General features: G+C 61.5%; 25 protein-coding genes and 1 pseudogene. 17 read left to right on the forward strand and 9 right to left on the reverse strand.

The window, feature by feature from the left end; genetic code table 11:
- Positions 1–16 precede the first annotated feature (16 nt).
- Positions 17–649, forward strand: a complete 633-nt coding sequence (locus ACAM42_RS06520; protein WP_369631470.1) for an SDR family oxidoreductase — start codon at positions 17–19, stop codon at positions 647–649.
- Between the two features lie 268 nt (positions 650–917).
- Here the strand turns inward: ACAM42_RS06520 and ACAM42_RS06525 are convergent, their stop codons facing one another.
- From ACAM42_RS06525 to ACAM42_RS06535, 3 genes are read right to left on the reverse strand one after another with little or no spacing between them, the layout of a single operon-like run.
- Positions 918–2,858, reverse strand: coding sequence for an acyl CoA:acetate/3-ketoacid CoA transferase (locus ACAM42_RS06525; RefSeq protein ID WP_369631471.1), 1,941 nt, complete (start codon positions 2,856–2,858; stop codon positions 918–920).
- 35 nt (positions 2,859–2,893) lie between these two features.
- Positions 2,894–3,718, reverse strand: coding sequence for a transporter substrate-binding domain-containing protein (locus ACAM42_RS06530; RefSeq protein ID WP_369631472.1), 825 nt, complete (start codon positions 3,716–3,718; stop codon positions 2,894–2,896).
- A 2-nt stretch (positions 3,719–3,720) separates the two neighbouring features.
- Positions 3,721–5,106, reverse strand: a complete 1,386-nt coding sequence (locus tag ACAM42_RS06535) for a GntP family permease (protein ID WP_369631473.1) — start codon at positions 5,104–5,106, stop codon at positions 3,721–3,723.
- Between the two features lie 251 nt (positions 5,107–5,357).
- On the opposite strand from ACAM42_RS06535, the gene ACAM42_RS06540 reads away from it, so the two are divergent.
- On the forward strand, positions 5,358–6,845 hold the full coding sequence (locus tag ACAM42_RS06540) for a sigma-54 interaction domain-containing protein (protein ID WP_369631474.1): 1,488 nt from the start codon (positions 5,358–5,360) through the stop codon (positions 6,843–6,845).
- Positions 6,846–6,936: 91 nt separating this feature from the next.
- Here ACAM42_RS06540 and ACAM42_RS06545 read toward each other — a convergent pair.
- Positions 6,937–7,114 (reverse strand): annotated as a pseudogene (locus ACAM42_RS06545) (IS630 family transposase); the annotation flags it as partial.
- A gap of 86 nt (positions 7,115–7,200) precedes the next feature.
- Between ACAM42_RS06545 and ACAM42_RS06550 the strand changes: the two are divergent.
- A complete protein-coding gene (locus ACAM42_RS06550) occupies positions 7,201–7,584 on the forward strand; it encodes a transposase (protein WP_369631475.1) in 384 nt (127 codons plus the stop codon).
- Here the strand turns inward: ACAM42_RS06550 and ACAM42_RS06555 are convergent.
- Positions 7,577–7,858: an HU family DNA-binding protein gene (locus tag ACAM42_RS06555; RefSeq protein ID WP_369632730.1), complete on the reverse strand. Its 282-nt coding sequence runs from the start codon at positions 7,856–7,858 to the stop codon at positions 7,577–7,579. The genes ACAM42_RS06550 and ACAM42_RS06555 overlap by 8 nt on opposite strands.
- 367 nt (positions 7,859–8,225) lie before the next feature.
- On the opposite strand from ACAM42_RS06555, the gene ACAM42_RS06560 reads away from it, so the two are divergent.
- The gene (locus ACAM42_RS06560; protein WP_369632731.1) at positions 8,226–8,573 is read left to right on the forward strand and encodes a DUF932 domain-containing protein; all 348 of its coding nucleotides are present in this window, start codon (positions 8,226–8,228) and stop codon (positions 8,571–8,573) included.
- Positions 8,574–8,688: 115 nt separating this feature from the next.
- A complete protein-coding gene (locus ACAM42_RS06565) occupies positions 8,689–9,399 on the forward strand; it encodes a YqaJ viral recombinase family protein (protein WP_369631476.1) in 711 nt (236 codons plus the stop codon).
- A 43-nt stretch (positions 9,400–9,442) separates the two neighbouring features.
- On the opposite strand, the gene ACAM42_RS06570 is transcribed toward ACAM42_RS06565, so the two are convergent.
- Positions 9,443–9,676, reverse strand: coding sequence for a hypothetical protein (locus ACAM42_RS06570; RefSeq protein WP_369631477.1), 234 nt, complete (start codon positions 9,674–9,676; stop codon positions 9,443–9,445).
- A gap of 155 nt (positions 9,677–9,831) precedes the next feature.
- Here ACAM42_RS06570 and ACAM42_RS06575 point away from each other — a divergent pair, with 155 nt between their 5' ends.
- Genes ACAM42_RS06575 through ACAM42_RS06585 form a run of 3 tightly spaced genes read left to right on the forward strand, consistent with a single transcriptional unit; the run spans position 9,832 to position 11,109 of the window.
- Positions 9,832–10,230, forward strand: coding sequence for a hypothetical protein (locus ACAM42_RS06575; protein WP_369631478.1), 399 nt, complete (start codon positions 9,832–9,834; stop codon positions 10,228–10,230).
- 20 nt (positions 10,231–10,250) lie between these two features.
- A complete protein-coding gene (locus tag ACAM42_RS06580; RefSeq protein WP_369631479.1) occupies positions 10,251–10,826 on the forward strand; it encodes a hypothetical protein in 576 nt (191 codons plus the stop codon).
- The gene (locus ACAM42_RS06585) at positions 10,813–11,109 is read left to right on the forward strand and encodes a hypothetical protein (RefSeq protein WP_369631480.1); all 297 of its coding nucleotides are present in this window, start codon (positions 10,813–10,815) and stop codon (positions 11,107–11,109) included. Before ACAM42_RS06580 ends, ACAM42_RS06585 begins: the two co-directional genes overlap by 14 nt.
- 17 nt (positions 11,110–11,126) lie before the next feature.
- On the opposite strand, the gene ACAM42_RS06590 is transcribed toward ACAM42_RS06585, so the two are convergent.
- Complete coding sequence (locus tag ACAM42_RS06590; RefSeq protein ID WP_369631481.1) at positions 11,127–11,297, reverse strand: hypothetical protein; 171 nt, start codon at positions 11,295–11,297, stop codon at positions 11,127–11,129.
- Here ACAM42_RS06590 and ACAM42_RS06595 point away from each other — a divergent pair.
- From ACAM42_RS06595 to ACAM42_RS06625, 7 genes are all read left to right on the forward strand, one after another.
- Complete coding sequence (locus tag ACAM42_RS06595; protein WP_369631482.1) at positions 11,296–11,835, forward strand: hypothetical protein; 540 nt, start codon at positions 11,296–11,298, stop codon at positions 11,833–11,835. The two genes, ACAM42_RS06590 and ACAM42_RS06595, sit on opposite strands and share 2 nt — an antisense overlap.
- On the forward strand, positions 11,832–12,143 hold the full coding sequence (locus ACAM42_RS06600) for a hypothetical protein (RefSeq protein ID WP_369631483.1): 312 nt from the start codon (positions 11,832–11,834) through the stop codon (positions 12,141–12,143). The genes ACAM42_RS06595 and ACAM42_RS06600 overlap by 4 nt, the downstream gene beginning before the upstream one ends.
- Positions 12,140–12,427 (forward strand): hypothetical protein, encoded by a 288-nt coding sequence (locus tag ACAM42_RS06605; RefSeq protein WP_369631484.1) that lies wholly within the window; start codon positions 12,140–12,142, stop codon positions 12,425–12,427. Before ACAM42_RS06600 ends, ACAM42_RS06605 begins: the two co-directional genes overlap by 4 nt.
- Positions 12,408–12,671: a hypothetical protein gene (locus ACAM42_RS06610; protein WP_369631485.1), complete on the forward strand. Its 264-nt coding sequence runs from the start codon at positions 12,408–12,410 to the stop codon at positions 12,669–12,671. Before ACAM42_RS06605 ends, ACAM42_RS06610 begins: the two co-directional genes overlap by 20 nt.
- A gap of 229 nt (positions 12,672–12,900) precedes the next feature.
- Positions 12,901–13,686: a hypothetical protein gene (locus tag ACAM42_RS06615; protein WP_369631486.1), complete on the forward strand. Its 786-nt coding sequence runs from the start codon at positions 12,901–12,903 to the stop codon at positions 13,684–13,686.
- A complete protein-coding gene (locus ACAM42_RS06620) occupies positions 13,683–13,904 on the forward strand; it encodes a hypothetical protein (RefSeq protein WP_369631487.1) in 222 nt (73 codons plus the stop codon). The genes ACAM42_RS06615 and ACAM42_RS06620 overlap by 4 nt, the downstream gene beginning before the upstream one ends.
- Positions 13,905–14,467: 563 nt before the next feature.
- Positions 14,468–14,803, forward strand: a complete 336-nt coding sequence (locus ACAM42_RS06625) for a hypothetical protein (RefSeq protein WP_369631488.1) — start codon at positions 14,468–14,470, stop codon at positions 14,801–14,803.
- Between the two features lie 28 nt (positions 14,804–14,831).
- On the opposite strand, the gene ACAM42_RS06630 is transcribed toward ACAM42_RS06625, so the two are convergent.
- The gene (locus ACAM42_RS06630; RefSeq protein WP_369631489.1) at positions 14,832–15,185 is read right to left on the reverse strand and encodes a helix-turn-helix domain-containing protein; all 354 of its coding nucleotides are present in this window, start codon (positions 15,183–15,185) and stop codon (positions 14,832–14,834) included.
- 90 nt (positions 15,186–15,275) lie between these two features.
- Between ACAM42_RS06630 and ACAM42_RS06635 the strand changes: the two genes are divergently transcribed.
- Positions 15,276–15,650 carry a hypothetical protein gene (locus tag ACAM42_RS06635; RefSeq protein ID WP_369631490.1) on the forward strand — a complete coding sequence of 125 codons (375 nt, stop codon included), beginning with the start codon at positions 15,276–15,278 and terminating at the stop codon, positions 15,648–15,650.
- Between the two features lie 96 nt (positions 15,651–15,746).
- Positions 15,747–17,105 (forward strand): hypothetical protein, encoded by a 1,359-nt coding sequence (locus ACAM42_RS06640; RefSeq protein ID WP_369631491.1) that lies wholly within the window; start codon positions 15,747–15,749, stop codon positions 17,103–17,105.
- 282 nt (positions 17,106–17,387) lie between these two features.
- Here the strand turns inward: ACAM42_RS06640 and ACAM42_RS06645 are convergent, their stop codons facing one another.
- Complete coding sequence (locus tag ACAM42_RS06645; protein WP_369631492.1) at positions 17,388–18,821, reverse strand: toll/interleukin-1 receptor domain-containing protein; 1,434 nt, start codon at positions 18,819–18,821, stop codon at positions 17,388–17,390.
- Between the last annotated feature and the right edge of the window lie 35 nt (positions 18,822–18,856).

The following is an 18,856-nucleotide window of genomic DNA, read 5'->3' on the forward strand; positions in this document are numbered from 1 at the left end:
TCAAGTTTCCACAGGAGTGCCCCGTGCAGACTCACCGAAGTATCTTGATGCTGACTTGCGATCCTCCTGGGCAGCGCGGCTGCTCATCACGGACGTGGAAAGCTCGATGGGCGATGTCGACCTGCTTGTCAACAATGCTGGCATTCAGTTCACCGCTCGCGTCGAGGACTTCTCGGTCTCAAAGTGGGACGACATCATCGCGATCAATCTTCCCTCGGTGTTCCACACCAGTGCAGCGGTGCTACCAGGAATGCAGAAACGCCAGCATGGGCGGATCATCAACATCGCGTCAGCGCACGGACTGGTGGCATCCGCGGAGAAGGCCGCATATGTCGCCGCGAAGCACGGAGTGGTGGGTTTGACGAAGACCATTGCGCTCGAGAATGCCAAATCGGACCTCACCTGCAACGCGACCTGCCCAGGGTGGGTGAAGACGGCGCTGGTCGAAACTCAGATCCAGAAGTACATGGAGCGCAAGAGTCTGTCCTATCAAGATGCAACGGCAACGCTGCTGACTGGGAAGGAGCCCGGCGGACGGTTCACTACCCCCGAGAAGATTGTTGCCGCCGTGCTGTTTCTCGCGAGCGATGCGGGCAACAACATGACCGGCATCAGCCTTGCCATGGATGGCGGCTGGACTGCCCAGTAGTGTTCCGATAGGAACGGCGCAGGTCAAGCTGACGATTCAGATTTCCTGATGGCCCCGGCAAGGCCTGCGCGCTCTTTCGACGCGATCGACTGAACCGGCGATCGGCTTCAACCTGGCCGCGAAAAAGGCGGCGGCCACGCAGCGATTCGCGACGCCAGATTTCGATGGATACGTGCCCGAACAGCGTGCAGGCAAGCCCAGTTCGCGCAGCCGCTGCGAGCACGAATTTTCTTGCGTGGCGAGCCAACGCGGCCTTGCCTTGCACAGCTCAGTTTTGATCCACCATGGTCGCGCGCGCCTGCGCTGCGTTTTCAACAATGTGCGGTGCGACGCCACGTTGCTTTAAGGCATCGCCCAGCTTCATGCGCAGAAAACCGCTGGTGGTGTAGCGCGCTACGCTGCGGTAGTACTGCTCGACCAGACTGCGCACCATCTCCGAGTAGGCGTCCAGCACGTCCGGCAGGATGGTGGAGTGGTCGTAGTTGACAACCACGTCCACCCGGTGGCCCAACGGCCCGACGCGCCGGACCACCTGCTCGCGAATGGCCTGGACATCGGCCATGCAGCGTACGGTGTGCCCTTCGAAGTTCACGAACAGCAGGTTCTTGCTCGCGTCGTAGGCAAAGCGCTGCTCCAGCGGCACGCCGAGCATGTCCTCGCGCAGCCCCATGGCTGCGGTAGCGAAGATGCGTGCATCCATCGGCATCGGGGGCGCGTGCATCACGGGCACGAAGTCCATGCATTCCAGGATGTCCCGCTGCAGATCCACGCCGGGCGCGATCTCGACTAGCTCTAGCCCATCGGCGCACAGGCGGAACACGCAGCGCTCGGTCACGTACAGCACGCGCTGGCCGCGCTGCACCGCGATGCGACCGCTGAAGGTGCGGTGCTCGACCTGGTGCACGAACTTCTTCGTGTTGCCGGCCATGAAGCTGCCCACGAACACCACCCGCTTGGCGTTCTGGCTGATGTTGATGAAGCCGCCCGCACCGGCCAGCTTGGGGCCGAACTTGCTGACGTTGAGGTTGCCTTCGCGGTCGGCCTGGGCTAGGCCCAGGAAGGCGATGTCCAAGCCGCCACCGTCGTAGAAGTCGAACTGGTAGGGCTGGTCAATGATGGCCTGCGTATTGACGGCGGCGCCGAAGTTCAGGCCGCCGGCTGGCACGCCGCCGATCACGCCGGGCTCGGCCGTCAGGGTCAGCAGGTCGATCACCTTCTCCTCGCTCGCCACTTCGGCGATGCCCTCCGGCATGCCGATGCCCAGGTTCACCACGCTGTTGGCATGCAGCTCCATGGCCGCACGCCGCGCGATGGTCTTGCGCGAGCCCATGGCCATGGGTGCGGTGCCGGCCAGCGGCACGCGCAGCTCGCCGCTGAAGGCCGGGCTGTAGGGCTCGGCGAAGGTCTGCCAGTGGTTCTCGGGCTTGGCCACTACGACACAGTCCACAAGCACGCCGGGGATCTTGACCTGCCGCGCCGGCAGCGCATGGCGCTCGGCCAGGCGCTCAACCTGCACGATGACCGTGCCGCCAGAGTTGCGCACGGCCATGGCGATGGCCAGCGCCTCCAGCGTCAGCGCTTCCTTCTCCATGGTGATGTTGCCGTCCGGGTCGGCCGTGGTGCCGCGGATGATGCCCACGTCGATGGGGAAGGCTTGGTAGAACAGGTAGTCGCGACCATCGATGGGCATCAGCCGAACGATGTCCTGCGTGGTCTTCGCGTTGAGCTTGCCGCCGCCGTGGCGCGGGTCGACGAAGGTCCCGAGGCCCACGCTGGACAGGTGGCCGGGCTTGCCGCCGGCGATGTCGCGGAAGAGGTGCGAGATCACACCCTGCGGCAGGTTGTAGGCCTCGATGCGGTTGGACACAGCCAGCTGCTGCAGGCCTGGCACCAGGCCCCAGTGCCCGCCGACCACGCGCTTGACCAGGCCTTCGTGCGCCAGATGGTTCAGGCCCTTGTGCTTGCCATCGCCTTGTCCGGCCGCGTAGACCAACGTGAGGTTGCGCGGTTTTCCGTGGGCCTGGGGATGCTCGTCCTCCGACGCAAGGAACAGCTCCTCGAGCGCGATAGCGATCTCCTCGGCGAAGCCGATGCCGACGAAGCCGCCGGTGGCCACCGTGTCGCCGTCACGGATCAGGCGCACGGCCTGCGCGGCGGTGACGATCTTGCTGCGTTGCGCGGCGGCCGCGCCCTGTGCCGGGTCATGCATGCTTGTCTCCTCTTGTTCTTTGGCGGTGCCGAATGTCAGTTGAACGGCTCTTCGCGGATGCGGCGCTTGTGGTCTTCGACCGGGTCCACCTCGGTCTGCATCTGCTCGCGCACGATGCGCGCGGCTGTGCCATCGGCCTGCATGGCGGCCCAGGCCGCCTGCCACTGCGCGGCCTCGTCCTGCGAGTAGTCGCGCGAGCTGGCCAGGTACAGCCTCGAAGGCCGGATCACCTGGCCGAACTGCAGCAGGTCCAGGTTGCCGCGCACCTCGCGCACGGCGTGCACGACCATGGCGCGTGGCGCGATCCAGGCGTCGATGCGCCGGTCCTTCATGCGTTTGGCGTTCATCCATTCCTCGCGCTGTGGTGAGAGCTTGCTGAAGTTCAGCGAACGCGCCAGCGCCTCGGCACTGGAGAATTCGAGCACGCCGACCGGCTGGTCCTTGACGCGTGCCAGGTCCGATACGTCCACACCGGGCGAGCCCACCAACACCAAATCGTCGGTCATCAACTCCACCATCCAGCGGTAGTGCGGCTCGCGCTCAGGCGAGCGTGTTAGCGCCAGGATGCCGACGCGCGGCCCCTGGCGCGCAATCTCCTGCGCACGGAACCAGGGCATGTATTCAATGCGGCCCGAATGGCCGACGCGGGCTGCCAGCTCCTGAACCAGCGCGTGCAGTACGCCGCGCCCGGGCCCGGGGTAGGCCGAGACCGAGGCCGATGGCACCTGGTAGGTATAGGGGGGCAGCTCGGCCGCCAGCAGGCGCAGCTCCTGTGCAGGGGCCAGAGCTAGAGCCTGGGCTTGGGCGCGGCCAGCCAGCAGCGCTGCCGCGATGCACAGCGTGAGGAACAGGCGCGCCATGGTCAGAACACCCCCACGGTAAGGTACAGACCCAGTACCAGGATGCTGGCTGCGAACGCCGTCAGGCTACCTACCACGAACAGGTCGAAGTAGGACTGGCGGTGCGTCAGCCCGCAGATGGCCAGCAGCGTGATCACCGCGCCGTTGTGCGGCAGGATGTCCATGGCCGCCGAGCCCATGGCGGCGATGCGGTGCATGATCTCCGGGTTGATGCCCGCGGCCTGCGCCGCGTTGACGTAGTACTCGCCCATGGCGCCCAGTGCCAGGCTCATGCCGCCCGAGGCCGAGCCGGTCATGCCGGCCAGCACGGTGACCACCAGCCACAGTGAGATCACAGGGTCGGACGCCACCGAGCGCAGTCCCTCGCGCACCACAGCAAAAGCCGCCAGCGCGGCGATCACGGCACCGTAGCCCACCTCGGACGCAGTGTTGGTCATGGGCAGCAGCGAGCCCAACGTACCCTTGTTGATGGCGCCCTGCAGGTCGACGATGCGTTTGCGGTTGGTCACGGCCAACACCACGATGGCGGCCAGCATGGCGCCGATGATGGCCCAGATGGCCAGCACCTTCTTGAGGTCGATGTTCTTGAACTTGGCCGTGGCCAGCTCGCTGTGGTCTAAGGCCGGGATCACGTACTTGGAGAGCAGGAAGTTCAGGCAAATCACCATCAGAATGGGCAGCAGCGCCAGGAAAAATGAGGGTAAGTTGGAGTTGTCCACCGCCGCGAACTCCTCCTTGTGCTCACCATAGCCTTCGCCCGCCTTGCGTGCGGCGGCCGTGCGCCGCGACAGCCACAGCATGCCGGTGGCGAACATGAACATGGCCGCCACCAGACCCATGCCGGGCGCTGCGTAGATGGTGGTCTTGAAGAACGGAATCGGGATTGCGTTCTGGATGGCCGGGGTGCCCGGCAGCGCCACCATGGTGAAGGTGAAGCTACCCAGGCCGATAGCGGCCGGGATCAGCCGCTTAGGGATCTGTGCCTCGCGGAACAGCGAGGCCGCGATCGGGTAGACCGAGAAGGCCACCACGAACAGCGACACGCCGCCATAGGTCAGCAGCGCGCAGGCCAGGACCACGGCGAGGATGGCGCGCTCGCCGCCGACCCAACGCACGATCTGGTGGGCGATGGCGCGCGCCGCGCCCGACTCGTCCATCAGCTTGCCGAACACAGCGCCCAGCAGGAACAGCGGGAAGTAGGTTGCGAAGTAGCTGCCCAGCGCGGGCATGAAGATCTGCGTGTAGCTGGCAAAGAACGGCAGGTCGCCCAGGTTGAAGGCGATCGCCACGGCCGCGCAGATGGGGGAAATGAAGATGACGTTCCAGCCGCGATGGGCCAAGAAGATAAGCAGCGCCAAAGACGCAAAAATACCAGCGATGCCAAGCATGAGTCTTGTCTCCTACAGGGGGCGAATGCCCTTACTTCTGCGAAGACCGTGCCAGGGCTCAAATCTTGGTCAGTCACTCCAAAATCAAGGGTTAACCTGGGTAATTGCGGCCACTGCGGGCGACCTGCGGCGCAGCAATGTCCATGAAACTGGACACTACTGGAGTCGGATGTACAGTGCCCAAGACATGGGGTAAAGGTGCTATCCGACCCGCCCCGACAACAACGAGAAGACAAGAGCCGGAGAACGCAATGAGTACATTGGTGCAAACCGAGGCCTGGCCCAATAGCGTGTTGGGCCATAGCGCCGGATCGATCCGCGCGCTGGCCATGCGCTCGCTATTCGCCCGCCTGGAAGACCTGTGCGAAGGCGCGGTGGCGGTCGACATGGACGCGCGCGTGGCCTGGATCAACGACAAGTACGCGCGTCGGGTCGGCCTGTCCCATCCCAGCCTGGCCTTGGGCCAGCCCATCGAAGACATCATCCCCGACAGCGCACTGCGCGAAGTCGCACGCAGCGGCAAGCCCATCGTGGTGGACATCATGCGGCTGGGCGAGGAGCACGTGGTGGTCACGCGTCTGCCGCTGCGCGACGAGGGCGGCACGCTGGTCGGTGCCATTGGCTTTGTGCTGTACGAGCGGGTCGAAGGGCTCAAGCCTGTCATGGCCAAGATGCAGCAGTTGCAGGCGCGGCTGCAAGCCGCTGAACGTGAGCTGGCCGAAAATCGGCGCGCGCGCTACAGCCTGGCGTCGTTCCTGGGTGTCTCGCCCGCGGCCAACGAGATCAAGCGCCAGGCCCGCCGCGCGGCCCAACTCGACGCCAACGTGCTGCTGTACGGCGAGACTGGCACTGGCAAGGAACTGCTGGCCCATGCCATTCACCATGTGTCCCCACGCGCTGCGCGGCCCTTCGTTAGCATTAATGCTGCAGCTATTCCCGAGTCGCTGCTGGAGGCAGAGCTGTTCGGTGTGGCTCCCGGCGCCTACACCGGTGCCGATCGCCGCGGCCGCGATGGCAAGTTCAAGTTGGCTGACGGCGGCACGCTGTTCCTGGACGAAGTCGGCGACATGCCCATGGCCCTGCAGCCCAAGCTGCTGCGCGTGCTGCAGGAGCAGGAGATCGAGCCGCTGGGCGCCAACCGCTTGCTGCGGCTGGACGTTCGGGTGATCGCGGCGAGCAGCTTGGACCTGGGCCAGCGCGTTGCTGAGGGCCACTTCCGCGCTGACTTGTACTACCGCCTAGCCGTCCTGGCGCTCAAGCTGCCGCCGCTGCGCGAGCGGCTGGACGACCTTCCGCTGCTGGTGGAGCGTCTGCTGGAAGACATCGGTGCCAGGGTGGGACAGACCATAGACATTGATGCAGAAGCCCTGGCCCTGCTAGAGCGATACGACTGGCCGGGCAATGTGCGCGAACTGCGCAACACGCTGGAACGCGCTCTGCTACAGAGCGATACACCACACCTAGAGGCCGCGCATGTCGCTGCCGTGCTGCCCGAGCAGAAGCCGGCCATCGAGCGGGCTCCGGCTGAGCCAGAGGCCAACACGGTTGTGCGGCCGCTGGCCGAAGCCGTGCTGGCCGCCGAACGCCTGGCGATCGCCGCCGCACTGAAAACCCACGGCGGCAGCAAGGTCGCCGCAGCGCGTGCGCTCGGCATCTCGCGCGCGGCGCTGTACCAGAAGCTGTCCTTGCATGACTTGACCTGCCCCCCGAGTTCGACGCCAACTCCGCCAAGTCCCTGATCTGTATAGGCCGCGCTGTAAACGCGCCACTACAGAACAGAAGGGTTGATTGAGCGTGGCATGCGGGTTTCTTGGTCTCAATACGGACGATCGGATCGGTGGACAGTTTGAATGTCTCTTGACGGTGCGGCTGCAAGCCGAAGGCGCGCCAGATGCGTGAGGCGGCTGTCTGCGAAAGCCCGGCTGCGCTGGCTGGCCATGGTGCAGGTGCTCCAGTGCGTCGCGCCGCGTGGCACGCTCTCCTGCGTCTTGGCGATCACGGCATCGACGCGGGCATCGTCAATCGTCCTTGTGACCGTGCCTCGATTTCACGTGCAGCAAGAAGTTGATAACTTCTGAAGTACGGAGAAACGAAATGAGAGACGGCAATGTGTCCAAGCGGCAATACACGGACGAGTTCAAGATCGAAGCGATCAGGCTGTGCGATTCGGTGGGCGATCATGAGGCTGCGCGAAGGCTTGGAAAGCGCAGGCCGGTGGACTTGCCGCCGGTGCCCGAGACGAACTCTGCACAGCCACTTCGTCGCCCAGTGGCAGAACTGGAAGCTGAGAACAGCCGGCTTCGCAAGGGGCTGGCCGATGCGAAGCCGGATGTGGAAGTGCTGCGAAAAGCGACGGTTAATGGGGTCAGTGATCGCGATGTACGAACCGGCTCAGCCGAACATCGATCAAACTGGGACTGTCACTTCGGATTCAATCTGATTCGGCTCATGCCCAGGTCAACGAGGCGCCTCAAATGACCGTATTGACAGCATCCTTCAGGGCTTTGCCGGCGGAGAACTTGGGCGATTTGCTGGCTTTGATGGTCATCGGCTCACCAGTTGATGGGTTCCGGCCTGAGCGTTCGGGACGACTGGATACCGTGAATGTGCCAAAGCCGATCAACTGCACGGTATCACCGCGTGCCAGCGCGCGCGAGAGATTCTCAATGACGGACTCGAGTGCTCGAGCGGCATCGGTCTTGCTGAATTCGGTGTCCGCGGCGATGGCAGCGATGAGATCGGTCTTGTTCAAAACAGGAGTTCTTTCAATGGGAATGGTTGAAGAGGGTTCGGCAGCGTGAGTGTGCGCCGGCTTCAGTTTACGCATTGCGCTGAGCCAGTCGCTCGATGGAAGTGATTCAAATCAGAAAAATCGTGGTGATTTCGGGAGAAACTTACTCGATCAAGGTCTCGTCGGACGCTGCAGATGCAGAACCTCTAGCTTGGCGCGCTTGGTGCGTGTGCGGATGCGTTGCAATCGCCGATGGTTCTTGGGATTCCAGAATTTTTCAGCCACATATGACTACACCGGATAGACAGTAGAAAGTTCATCCTTGCCCACAAAGCCCAGCCCGGTTCCCGCCGCGCTGGGCTTTGTGCCGTCTGGCGTCACCAGACGAGTGACCACGTCTCACCCAATCTTGAAAAGGAAATTCCTTCATGGCACACCCCATCGAAACTATGGCCGACGCCGGCGACAGCCGAATGTGTCCAAGACCGATACGCAATCCGTGCCGCGCACGTTGGCGGCGCGGAAGGTTCTGGAGCTCTACGAGGGGCGGGGCCGTGGCGCCGAGCTCGCGGCCGCTCGCGGCACGGCCTGGGGCCTGCTGAGTGCAATGACCGAGTACGTCGATCACGAGCGGCGTGCCCGCAGCCGCGAGTACCGTCTCGACAGTGCTTGGTTCGCTCAGGATGCCGCACTGAAACAGCGCGCGCTGGACCGCGCGCTTGCGCTCACTACTTGAGGGAGACAGCCAACCTCGCTACCACCTCACCAACACATCCCTTCCCCAGAAGCCCCGTCCCTCCATCAGGAGGACGGGGCTTTTGGCTATGGGCACTCATTTCAAGGAAAACAAGATGTACACACGTGCTGAACGTTTGCGAACTACGAGCCGTGCCACCACAAAGTGCGCGACGCTGCACTTGGTCTCAACGTCGAGGGGGACTGAACCAACGGCGATCGTTGATAGCCAACTCGACAGACTCCAACTCCCAGAAGCCGGTATCGGAAACCGCGAGGCCGCCGCTGTCCTCGGCCAGGATCCCTTCAAATCCCAGATCCGCCTCTGGATGGAGAAGACGGGTCGGCAGGACTTGTTGCATCCAGTGCAGCTCCAGGACGACAGCCTCGGGTATTGGGGCCGTTTGCTCGAGCCGATCGTGGCCGCGCACTACACCCACAGGACCGGACGCAAGGTCCGGCAAATCAACGCCACGCTGCGGCATCCAAAGCACCCGTGGATGCTCGCCACCGCCACGCGCGAGGTCATGGACGCACCCGATGTCCAGCTTCTTGAGTGCCTGTGTATCGGCATGGACGTCGCACCCTTGTGGGCGAACGGTGTCCCCGACTACATACGGCTTCGGGTCATGCACTTGCTTGCCGTCACCGGCCAATACGCCGCCGATGTCGTCGTGTTGCTGGGTGGTCGGGACCTGCAGATCTATCGCATCGAACGCGAAGAGGCCGAGATTTCACGGCTCATCAAACAGGAGCGCGTGTTTTGGCGCGCAGTCGAGTCCGACCGGGCGCCGCCTGCGCGAGATGAGGATGTCCCGATGCAGTGATGCGTCGAACTTGGCCGCGGTCTGGCGCGCATGCCCTGCCATCCTATTGGTGTTCCCGCCAGAACGTCCACCACCGGCGTGGCGCTGATCTCATCTCCAGGGGGCGCAGATCCAGGGTGTCGTAGTTCGTGAATGGTGCCCCGGCGCGCCGGCGCAACTCTGTCTCGAATTCGTGAGCGATGCCGCGTGCGTGAAGGTCTCCCGTCAGGGCCTTCCTGCGCCACTCGATGGCCATTGCACTCAATGCCTCGTCGGGCAGTTCCTGCTTTGTTGTCATGCGCAGATTGTGCCGCGTCGGCGAGCGATTCTTGACAGGTGTCCTGACGCGACCTTGGGGCATCGCACTCCAGCGCTGATGGCGTGCCGACCTTTCCTCTTGCCCACTCCTTTCTCCTCCTCTTTCTTTCTCTCATTTGAACAATCCGAATCGAAATGAACAACGAATCAACCCTTTCCGCCCCATGGGGCCCCGGGCCTTCTGCGTTGCAGTCAGTAGGCCTTCATCGCTGCATCGGCCGAACGCTGCGCGTCAGTGCGCACCATCTTCCATGGGAGATCGCGAATCAACTCCGGACCGAGTTCCAAGCCAGCGAGTACGACGAATCTTCGTCATTGCATCGTGCCGGCCTGCAAATTGTCGAGCTCGACGACTTCAGCTGGCGTGCCGATGTCACGGCCGACAACATCGCCGCGGCCCAGGTGCTGGGGTGGCATGCATTGCGCCGGCTGCTGCGACTGGCGCAGACATATCAATGCGAGGCCCTGGAAGTCGCCCCAGGCAACTTGGTGCTGCCAGCTGTTCTGGAGTTCGAGGTCTTCCCATGGCCTTGAACCGCTCAGCATCCCCTTGCGTGACTTCCATCTCTATCGATCCCGATGGCGAGTACCTGCTGGGAGGCAATGTGTACACCGGGCATCAGCTGCAAAGGGCCATTCACTGCGCGCACAGCGTGGCGCGTGCCTACGAGATCGCCGACATCGCCAACGGCGGCGGTGGCACCGTGGAGCGCAGCGAGATCGACGATGCGCAACGCGAGGCCGCCGATGCGATGGGGCCGCAGGCGATGCGCGAGATCGTTGCTTCGGCGCGTGAGTACAACGACGCCTTGCCGCGGGAGTCGGAGTTGGAGTCGGAAGACGGCGACTCCTTGCTCAGCGCTGAAGAGAACGCCGAGGCCTGTGCCGAGGGTTGGTCGCTTTTCATGCACTCGCACGAAACCCTCGAGCTTCGGCTCGAGCGCATCGACAGCCCTGACGAGGGCGACGGTGTGCTGCCCGACGATGCGGCCGCCTGGCTGAGGGTCTGGACCCGGGCCACGCCACTGCACTTGAAGGTGATCGACATCCTCAAGGCATCGTCTCCAGCAGAGTACGCACGCATCGAGGCCTATGTCCACGGTGTTGAGGCATGCCATGCACCTGCTTGAACGCCTGGCCCGCGGGGTCGTGGCGCATTGGGAGCATGGCGATCTTGCCGAGGCCGTGAATGCGTTGGACCGGCACTTGCAGGGCAACGCCGAAGACAGGGTGCGTCATGCAGAACTGATCGAACGCGCCATCGACCTCTACCAGGACGACGACATCCAGATCGACGCGAACGCCTCGTTGGTCTGCGAGAGCGAGGCGGGGGCTTTCGTCATGGGTTGGCTGTGGGTGTCTGGGCGTGATAGCGATGCTGCGTTCCGTCCAGAAGCTACGCAGGCTCCATGACAGTCCCTTGCAGCCTTTCACTTCAAACGACTCTCAACATCAACCCAACCCGCTTCGTGCGGTTTTTTTACGTCTACCCAATGCACCACCTCCTGCTTTTCCTTTTCGACATTCTTCTTCTGCTGGTCTCTTCGATGGCTGCCACTTGGTTTGGGCGAGCGCCATCCTTCGCGCCAGGCCGTTGACATGGGGACCATCGTCTACCGCGCCACCAAGGACCAGGCCGTTCACGATGAACTGGTCAGCGTTGGCGCTTCTTCCACGGTGCTTGCACATCGCGTGATCGGCAATCGGCTGTGGTTCTTGGCCCAGGTCCGTAGTGGCGAGCGCGCCGGGCGCAAGTGGATCGGCCTGACGCTCATCGACTGCAAGAACGGCGAAGCGGCCGTCAAGTGCTTGGACGAGACCTGTGGGCCTTGCTACTACGACTGTCCCCTGTCATTCCTGACACAGGCGGATCCCCCCGTGGGGCCCTATGCCGGGGCGTGGCGCGAGAAGGTTCGTGCCTTTCACATCGCTCGAACTGCCAAGCGTGCAGCCATTCGCCAGGGTGCACGCATCTCTTACGGCTACCAGACCTACGTGCTGCGTCGCAGCCTCGGGCGTCGCGGATGGGAGGTCGCACGCGAAAGCGACGGCTTCGCCTTCCGTCTGAAATCCAGACAACTCGGCAGCGCGACGGTGTTGCCGTCACAAGAAAAACATTCACAAGAGAAACATCCATGAAAACCAGATTCCGACGGCACGCCACAGTGCCGCCCCATACCCGCGACCCCTTCGCCCAAGACGTATTCAAGTGGTCTGCCGACTTCGAGGTTCCCTCGATTGGCGAAGACGTGATCATCCGCATCAACGGCATCGGCCGCGCCAAGGTGGTGGGCTACGCTTCGCAAGGCGGCTATTTGGGCGTGATGACCGTGCCGTACAGCCCGCCCGATTGGTGGATTCGACAGAACGGGCCTCCCAGCTCTGACAACGCGGCGTTGGCGTTCGGCGCGGAGATCGCGCCCATCGACACCGGGGAGGGCGCATGAGTGGCACGGCATCCATGCCCCGTACAGTGGTTGTCTTCAGCATCGAGCTTGCCGTCTTCGATGAGGATGCATTGCGCCGCTCTGCGCAACGCCGAGCACGCGAGGAGGGCCTGGACGATGAGGTGTGGACGTCGATGCGCTCTGGCATCTCGGATGACCTGGTCATGTTGCTCGATCCGGGTCTCATTGCCGATGCCGGCTTCGAGATCCTGCAGTCGACATGTGAGGTCTGTGAGGTGAATGAGGTGAATGAGGTGGGCGAGCATGCCGTCGACCAACGTTGAATTCGTCACCGAGCTGATGGAGTTCAGCGCCCATGGCGCGCTCATCCAGGCGTTCGTGATGCAGGCGCTGGAGCAGTACGCCAGGCGCGTGGCTGCAATGGAACCCGAGACACTGGACACACCCATGGTCAGCGGCCATGCCTGGCATGGCTGTGCCGTCGAGGTCCGGGACAAGCTGGCCAGAAGGCTTGGCCGCAACGACGCAGGCCGACCACCCGCAGAGTCGCCCACGCACGAGCGTTGACTCGCTGCGGCAGCTGACTCGCCGCAGCTGCACACACAAAAAGAAAGAGGGCCCCGCGCCCCGCATCGGACCTCCCGGTCCGCCTTCATCCCCACACACGCACCCACCACGCCCCGGCCTCTCTGGCCTGGAGCGTGGTGGACGTGCGCGTGGGTCTGGCTCGCCCTTTGGGGCCGGCACTTCATGGCGTCGCCGTCAACGGCTGCGCTCACAACATAGAGGATCAACTTTGTCCATCTCGATCATGGCGCGGGTACAGGCTCGCCCGAACCTAACGCGTTCGTCGCAAAAGCGACGGCATCACTCTCCCAGTGCGCACGTCGAAGATGACGCCTGCACCTATCACCTGGTGCGCGTCAGTCGCAACTACAAGACAGGGCCGATCCCGGTGACGACGACGAGTGCGAACTCGTGCCCGCCGAGTTGCAGCTTCAAGGGCAGTGGCTGCTATGCCGAAAGCGGTCCCTTGGCCATTCATTGGCGTCACGTGTCCGAGGGGCGACGAGGTTGCACCTTCGACGAGTTGCTCCGGGAGATCGCCACCTTGCGGCGCCGTGCCCTGTGGCGCCACAACCAAGCGGGTGACTTGACGCCCGAAGCGCCCGGTGTCATCGATGCCCGAATGCTCACGCGGCTGGCCATGGCCAACAGGGGGCGGCGTGGATTCACGTACACCCACTACCCGCCGACACCCGCCAACCAGGCGGCGATCCTCAACGCCAACCGGCTGGGTTTCACGGTCAACCTCAGTGCCGAGACCCTGACGCAGGCCGACGCGTATGTCGACCTTGGCATCGCGCCGGTGGTCGTGGTGCTGCCGCAGGGCGTCATCAAACCGACTCGGACGCCGGCAGGGCGTCAGGTGATCGTGTGCCCTGCGAGCACCGGCAATTCCGATTGCTTGAATTGCGGCATCTGCCAGCAACGTGATCGCGCTGCCGTCGTGGGCTTCCCAGCCCATGGCAGCGGCGCCAAGCGTGTCGAGGGGATCTTCTTCAAGGAGGTGCGCTCATGACAACCGTGCGCAAGGTCATGTCCGCCGAAGAGCAGGGCGCTTTGCTCGAGCTTGACGAAGCCTTCTTTCGGCGCGTGGACTGCGCCGGTCTGGCTCGTAAGCAGGGCGATCCCCATCGGTTGGACCAAATTCATCGTGCGCTCGAGGAGGAGGTTCACCGAGCGAGCGTCAATGGCGCGATGTACCTGGATCGGCCACCAAGAAGAGACCCATTTTGACGAGCGCCCTGTGCATCGAGGTACCCCCAGTCACTCAACACCTACATCAGACCGATATGACTCACCCTTCTGCTTGCCCCCGATGCAACTCTACCGAGATCACCGCCCACAACTACGCCCGCAAGATAGGCAGCACGGTAGGCACTGCCGCTGGGGCTGCCGGTAGTGCTGCTGCGGCACTCGGGGGCGCCGAAGCCGGTGCCGCCCTTGGCTTGGTCGCCGGCCCCGCAGGTTCCCTCCTTGGAGGGTTGGCTGGCGCCCTCATGGGGGCCTTGTTCGGTGGTGCGGCCGGCTGCGCCGCCGGGGCCGCGGTTGGCGAAGCCATCGACACCAATGTGCTCGACAACTACGAGTGCCAGGCGTGCGGCCACAGCTTCGGCAGGCCGGGAGGGTCACCTGACCTCTAGCCATCACGGGTAGGTCTTTCCTTCAACACATCAGAGACCCCCAAGGCGCTCGCTATCTGGCACCTGCGTCTTACGCGGCGCACACGGGCTGCCTTTTCTCATCAATCCCCCGCCCGGCAGCCTTTGGCTGGTCGGGCTTTCTTTTGGAGATTTCTCATGCCGCATTCCACAGTCGGACCCGAACGTTCTGTGCCGCGTCTTCATCTCGGCAAGGTGTTCATCACCGATGCCGCCTCGGCCGCCCTGGATAGAACCGAAACCGAAGGCGTCCTCTTGCTCGCCCGCCATCTGCATGGCAATTGGGGCGATGTCCCCGAGCAGGACGCACTGCAAAACGAGTTGGCCTTATTGCTGGGCCTGCGTGTGCTATCCCGCTATGTCATCGCCGACAACGTTGTGATCTGGGTCGTGACCGAGGCCGATCGGGAAACCACCACGATCATGTTGGCGGATGGACACCTGAGGCGAGCAGGTGACTCACCCACCGGTTAGAGCACGATGGCTGCGTGCTGGCGTCGTATCAGAGGCGGCGTTGCTCCAGCCGGTCGGCCAACGTCTCGACGATGCCCACCACCATCGTCCGATCCGTGCTGCCGAGCTTGGACAGCAGCCGCGCCAAGTGGCTCGCTTGGTCAGTCGCACGGGAACTGGTTTCTGTCAGCAACTCGGCGATGTTGCATTCGAAGATCTCGGCCAACTCGCTCAGCCGCAGCACGGTGGGCAGCACAAGACCGCGCTCGATGCGTGACATCGCTTCCACGCCGATCCCTAGGCGCTCGGCTACCCGTTCTTGCGTGAGCTCACTGGCGTTACGTCGCTTCGCGATGGCCCGGCCTACGGCAGTGGCCAATCGCTTCTCTTCCTCTTGCGGCATACGCCCTCCATTTCCAACGGGAATGGTTGGGCATCACCTTGCCAAGAGGAAGGACTCAAAAGGTTGGTTATCACCCTAAAACGACGTATCATGTTGGTTACATCCGACAACATTTTTACCAAGGAGAAAACGTTGAAACACCCATTGCGGCTGTTGGCCTTGGCCGGCGCCATCATCGCCATCATGGCGACCGCCTGCCACGCGGGCGATCCCCCTTTTGAAGCCTCCGTCCAAGTCATCCAAGGCGTCTCCGTCGTTCAACTCGAATCCGTAGCCGGTGAGGTCGTCCTTACGGGATTCGAGGTGAACCGAGGCAACTGCAAGAGCAAGTTGGGTGGCATCGACCCCTTGCCGTTGACGTTCAAGTTCGGCAACGCCGTCAAGCTCTTTGCCTACTCGTGCAGCGTGAAGGAAGTCTCCGTGACTACCAACCAGGGCACGTTCACCTATTCCTTTGGCCGATAGGCCGGCATCGTCATGTCAGGAGCGTGCGCAGTGCACTGCTCCTGCATCTTTTCGACCCCGGCTATGTCCGGAGTCAATTTGGAAAAACATCAATCAATGAAAAATCTCAAGAACACTATTCGAATGACAGCAGCGTCTGCCGTGATTTCGGCCCTGGCCGCGTGCGGTGGCGGCGGTGGTGGATCTGGCGGTGGTGTCGGTTTCCCGATTGGGGCCATTCCTCCCACGACCAATCCAGAACCCGCCGTGACATCCAGCGGTACCGCCGCTGTCGGCCTTCCCATCGTCGGTGGTCAGGTCACCATGAAGTGCGCTTCCGGCACCACCATGACGGCGGTCACGGAAAACACCGGGACCTGGCAGACGTCCGCCCGCAACAGCGACTACCCTTGTGTCATCCAGGTGTCCGGCGGCACGGCCGGCGGCGTCGAACGCACGACGTCGCTGTATTCGATCGCCAGCGGTCCTGGTGTTTCCAACATCACGCCACTGACCGACCTGATCGTGGCCGCTCTGAGCGGGCAAGAACCCGGAGCTTGGTTTGCCAGTGTCACCAATGGCGTACTGAGTGGCGTGATCACGCCGGCAGGGCTCTCGGATGCGCTCGGCAAGGTCAAGTCGGCCATCGCGACTTTGCCGGGCAGGCTGAGCCTGCTTGATGGGTTTGACCCGATCACCACCGGCTTCAATGCCACTAAGGGTGATGCAGTCGACGGCCTTCTCGAGGTCTATGGCGTTGCTCTGACGACCGCGGGGGTCACGCAAGCTGATGCAGGCAAGGCGGCCGCATCCGGCACGGCGCTGACGAAAGAGGCGTTCTCGTTGACGGCGTACACCACGCCGAACTTGACCGCGATCAAGATGGGCACTTCCAAAAATCTGGATGACACCTTCGGCATTTCGATTCCCGACCTGAACCGAGGTAGCTACACGGCGAAGGCCAGTATCGATGCCGAGGGCAATCTGAGTGCGCTGAGTGCCGGCAGTCCGTTTAACGGGTATGTGTCGCTCCTGGGCAATCGGATTGGCCAACTGTGCACGGCCAACAAGGGGGGCATGAATCCCAAGATGGCCAGTCAATATGTGTACGTGTCCTCGGAACTGACAGAGGTCACCGATGCTACTGAGCTGTTCGACAAGAAGTTTTTGGAATACGAAGACTGTGCTTCCTATGGCACTTCGGAAATCCGTGCAGATGGCGCGTTCATCTTCACTGAAACCGCATCGGGAAACAGCAATGAGCCCGACTTGAATTTTGCTCAGGCGCTGACCAGCAATGGTCGTGTTGATGCGGAAAACGGCGCGGTGATTCGTGGCAAGGTCTACAAGTACGCCGTCGGCGAAGTCACCACGTATGTCTATCTGATCGTCAGCACCAAGCAAGGGACCTCAACACCTGTGCTGAACGGCGAGACAGACTACGTCGTGATGGGTGTTTCCCGCCCATTACCATAAGCCGTCGGCGCGGAAATCATCACCCCCGTTTGGGGGTGATGATTTTTTTCCTGTGTACGGTCGGATCACAACGTGGTCGTTCTTCGGGCGATACTTGAAACGGTGGTCAAACGAAGCCTGAAAGGTCGAAACGGCTTGGTGGCGCCGTCGAGTCGCTCAAGCAGCTCGAAATTCCGACTGTATTGAGCGCCAAGGTATTTGGTGCCGCCGCCTCGATAAGCAGGGCACACGGTATCACCAAGTCCACTGCCGGAACCCAGGCGGGCGCACCGGAGGCGATTTTCAAGACTGGCTTCCCAAAAGGCTTGTGCCGGTCACGGCTGCGATGTCTACCGTATGGAAACCTGCCCCCAGCTTGGAGTGACTGTTGGCGAGAGAGCCAATTTTGGCTTTCAGTTCAGCCAAGTCTGCTACACCAAGTAGGTGTCTTATTTTTTCAAAATATGCTCGTGAAATGGAGCGTGCGAAAATTTCAAGCGGACGCATTCTTCGTCCGACATAGATGCAAGTCTCGGGATACCAAAATCCACCCTTGATTTGGGCTCGCAAGAAAAGAACAATATCGGCTTGATAAATGTCATCGGGGCTCAAGTTCGAAGCTGCAACTCGCGCTACCAGTTCGTCTGCGTGCAATGAGATTCTGTCGGATTCAAGTCGCCGCTTTCTTTCATCGAAAGACCGAATATTCTCCAGGAAAGCCGAAAAATCCATCATCGGCTCTTTTTGAAAATGGGCGGAGTTGGGCAGGTAATATGGTCGATTGACCAACTCTCCCGCTAAGTCAAACCTTCCGCTTTTGATGAAGATCGCGAAGATGCTCAAAAATAATTCGTGTACGATGAATCTGAAGTTGTCGAAGTCGCTTTCGTAATGCTGGCTGATGTGCCCAGGGCGTTGAGTGTATTTGTAAACAATTTCCAAGAAAAAATGTATATCGTCAGCGTATTGTAAATTCTGAGAGTAGGCGGCGATTGCCGAAAAAATCGACAAGGCTTCGTTCTTGAAGGGTAGAAAATCGTCGATACTTTTCTTGAAGACTTCATCGAAAACCATGTCTTTCTTGCGAGCGATTCTAAATCTCTCTAGATTCGTCTGAAAGACATTTGCGTAATCCTTAAAAGCTCCCTGAGCGGTCGGCTTCCCATTCATGATCGCGTCCAGAGCGCGCCGCGCGTGGATGCCCGTTCCTAAATTAAGGTGCTCACCTTCATCCAGATAGCCCGGACGAACTCCTATCTCAGGGCGAACGTACAACGGCTTGTCATAGATCCAACGGATGAGTTTTTCATGCTCTGAGGCATAGACTGACTCTGAACTCAGATCAATGTAAATTCTGGACTTGTAATACGTTGGAAGAAATGGCTTGCCGTTTTCATCTCTTTCGCAAACCACCAGTACAAAGCGGGTTTGATCCTGTTTGGCGTAAATTTCAGCAGAAATGATCTGAGTTTCTGTGCCAACCCCTCCGCTTCGATCGTTTGCTTTTTCAACATATAACCTGTCGGCCAAAATCACGACCTTCGACACTGTGGCATCATTAACCATCTTTTCCATGAAATGGTTCGTGTCTTGCCCCTCTCTCAGATCCCATTTGTCAAAAAGTACCTTCACGCCTGCTTGAACCAGCGATTCCGCTATTTCAAGAACCCATCTTTCATGGTCGGCGTTGGACCAGCTGTAGGAAATAAAGACTTTGGGGTGATTGGAAGTTGCCATGTTGTTATTTCAGAACATCAAACAGCAGTCAGGCG

It is taken from the genome of Variovorax sp. V35 (assembly GCF_041154465.1).
In the GTDB taxonomy this organism is placed as follows: domain Bacteria; phylum Pseudomonadota; class Gammaproteobacteria; order Burkholderiales; family Burkholderiaceae_C; genus Variovorax; species Variovorax boronicumulans.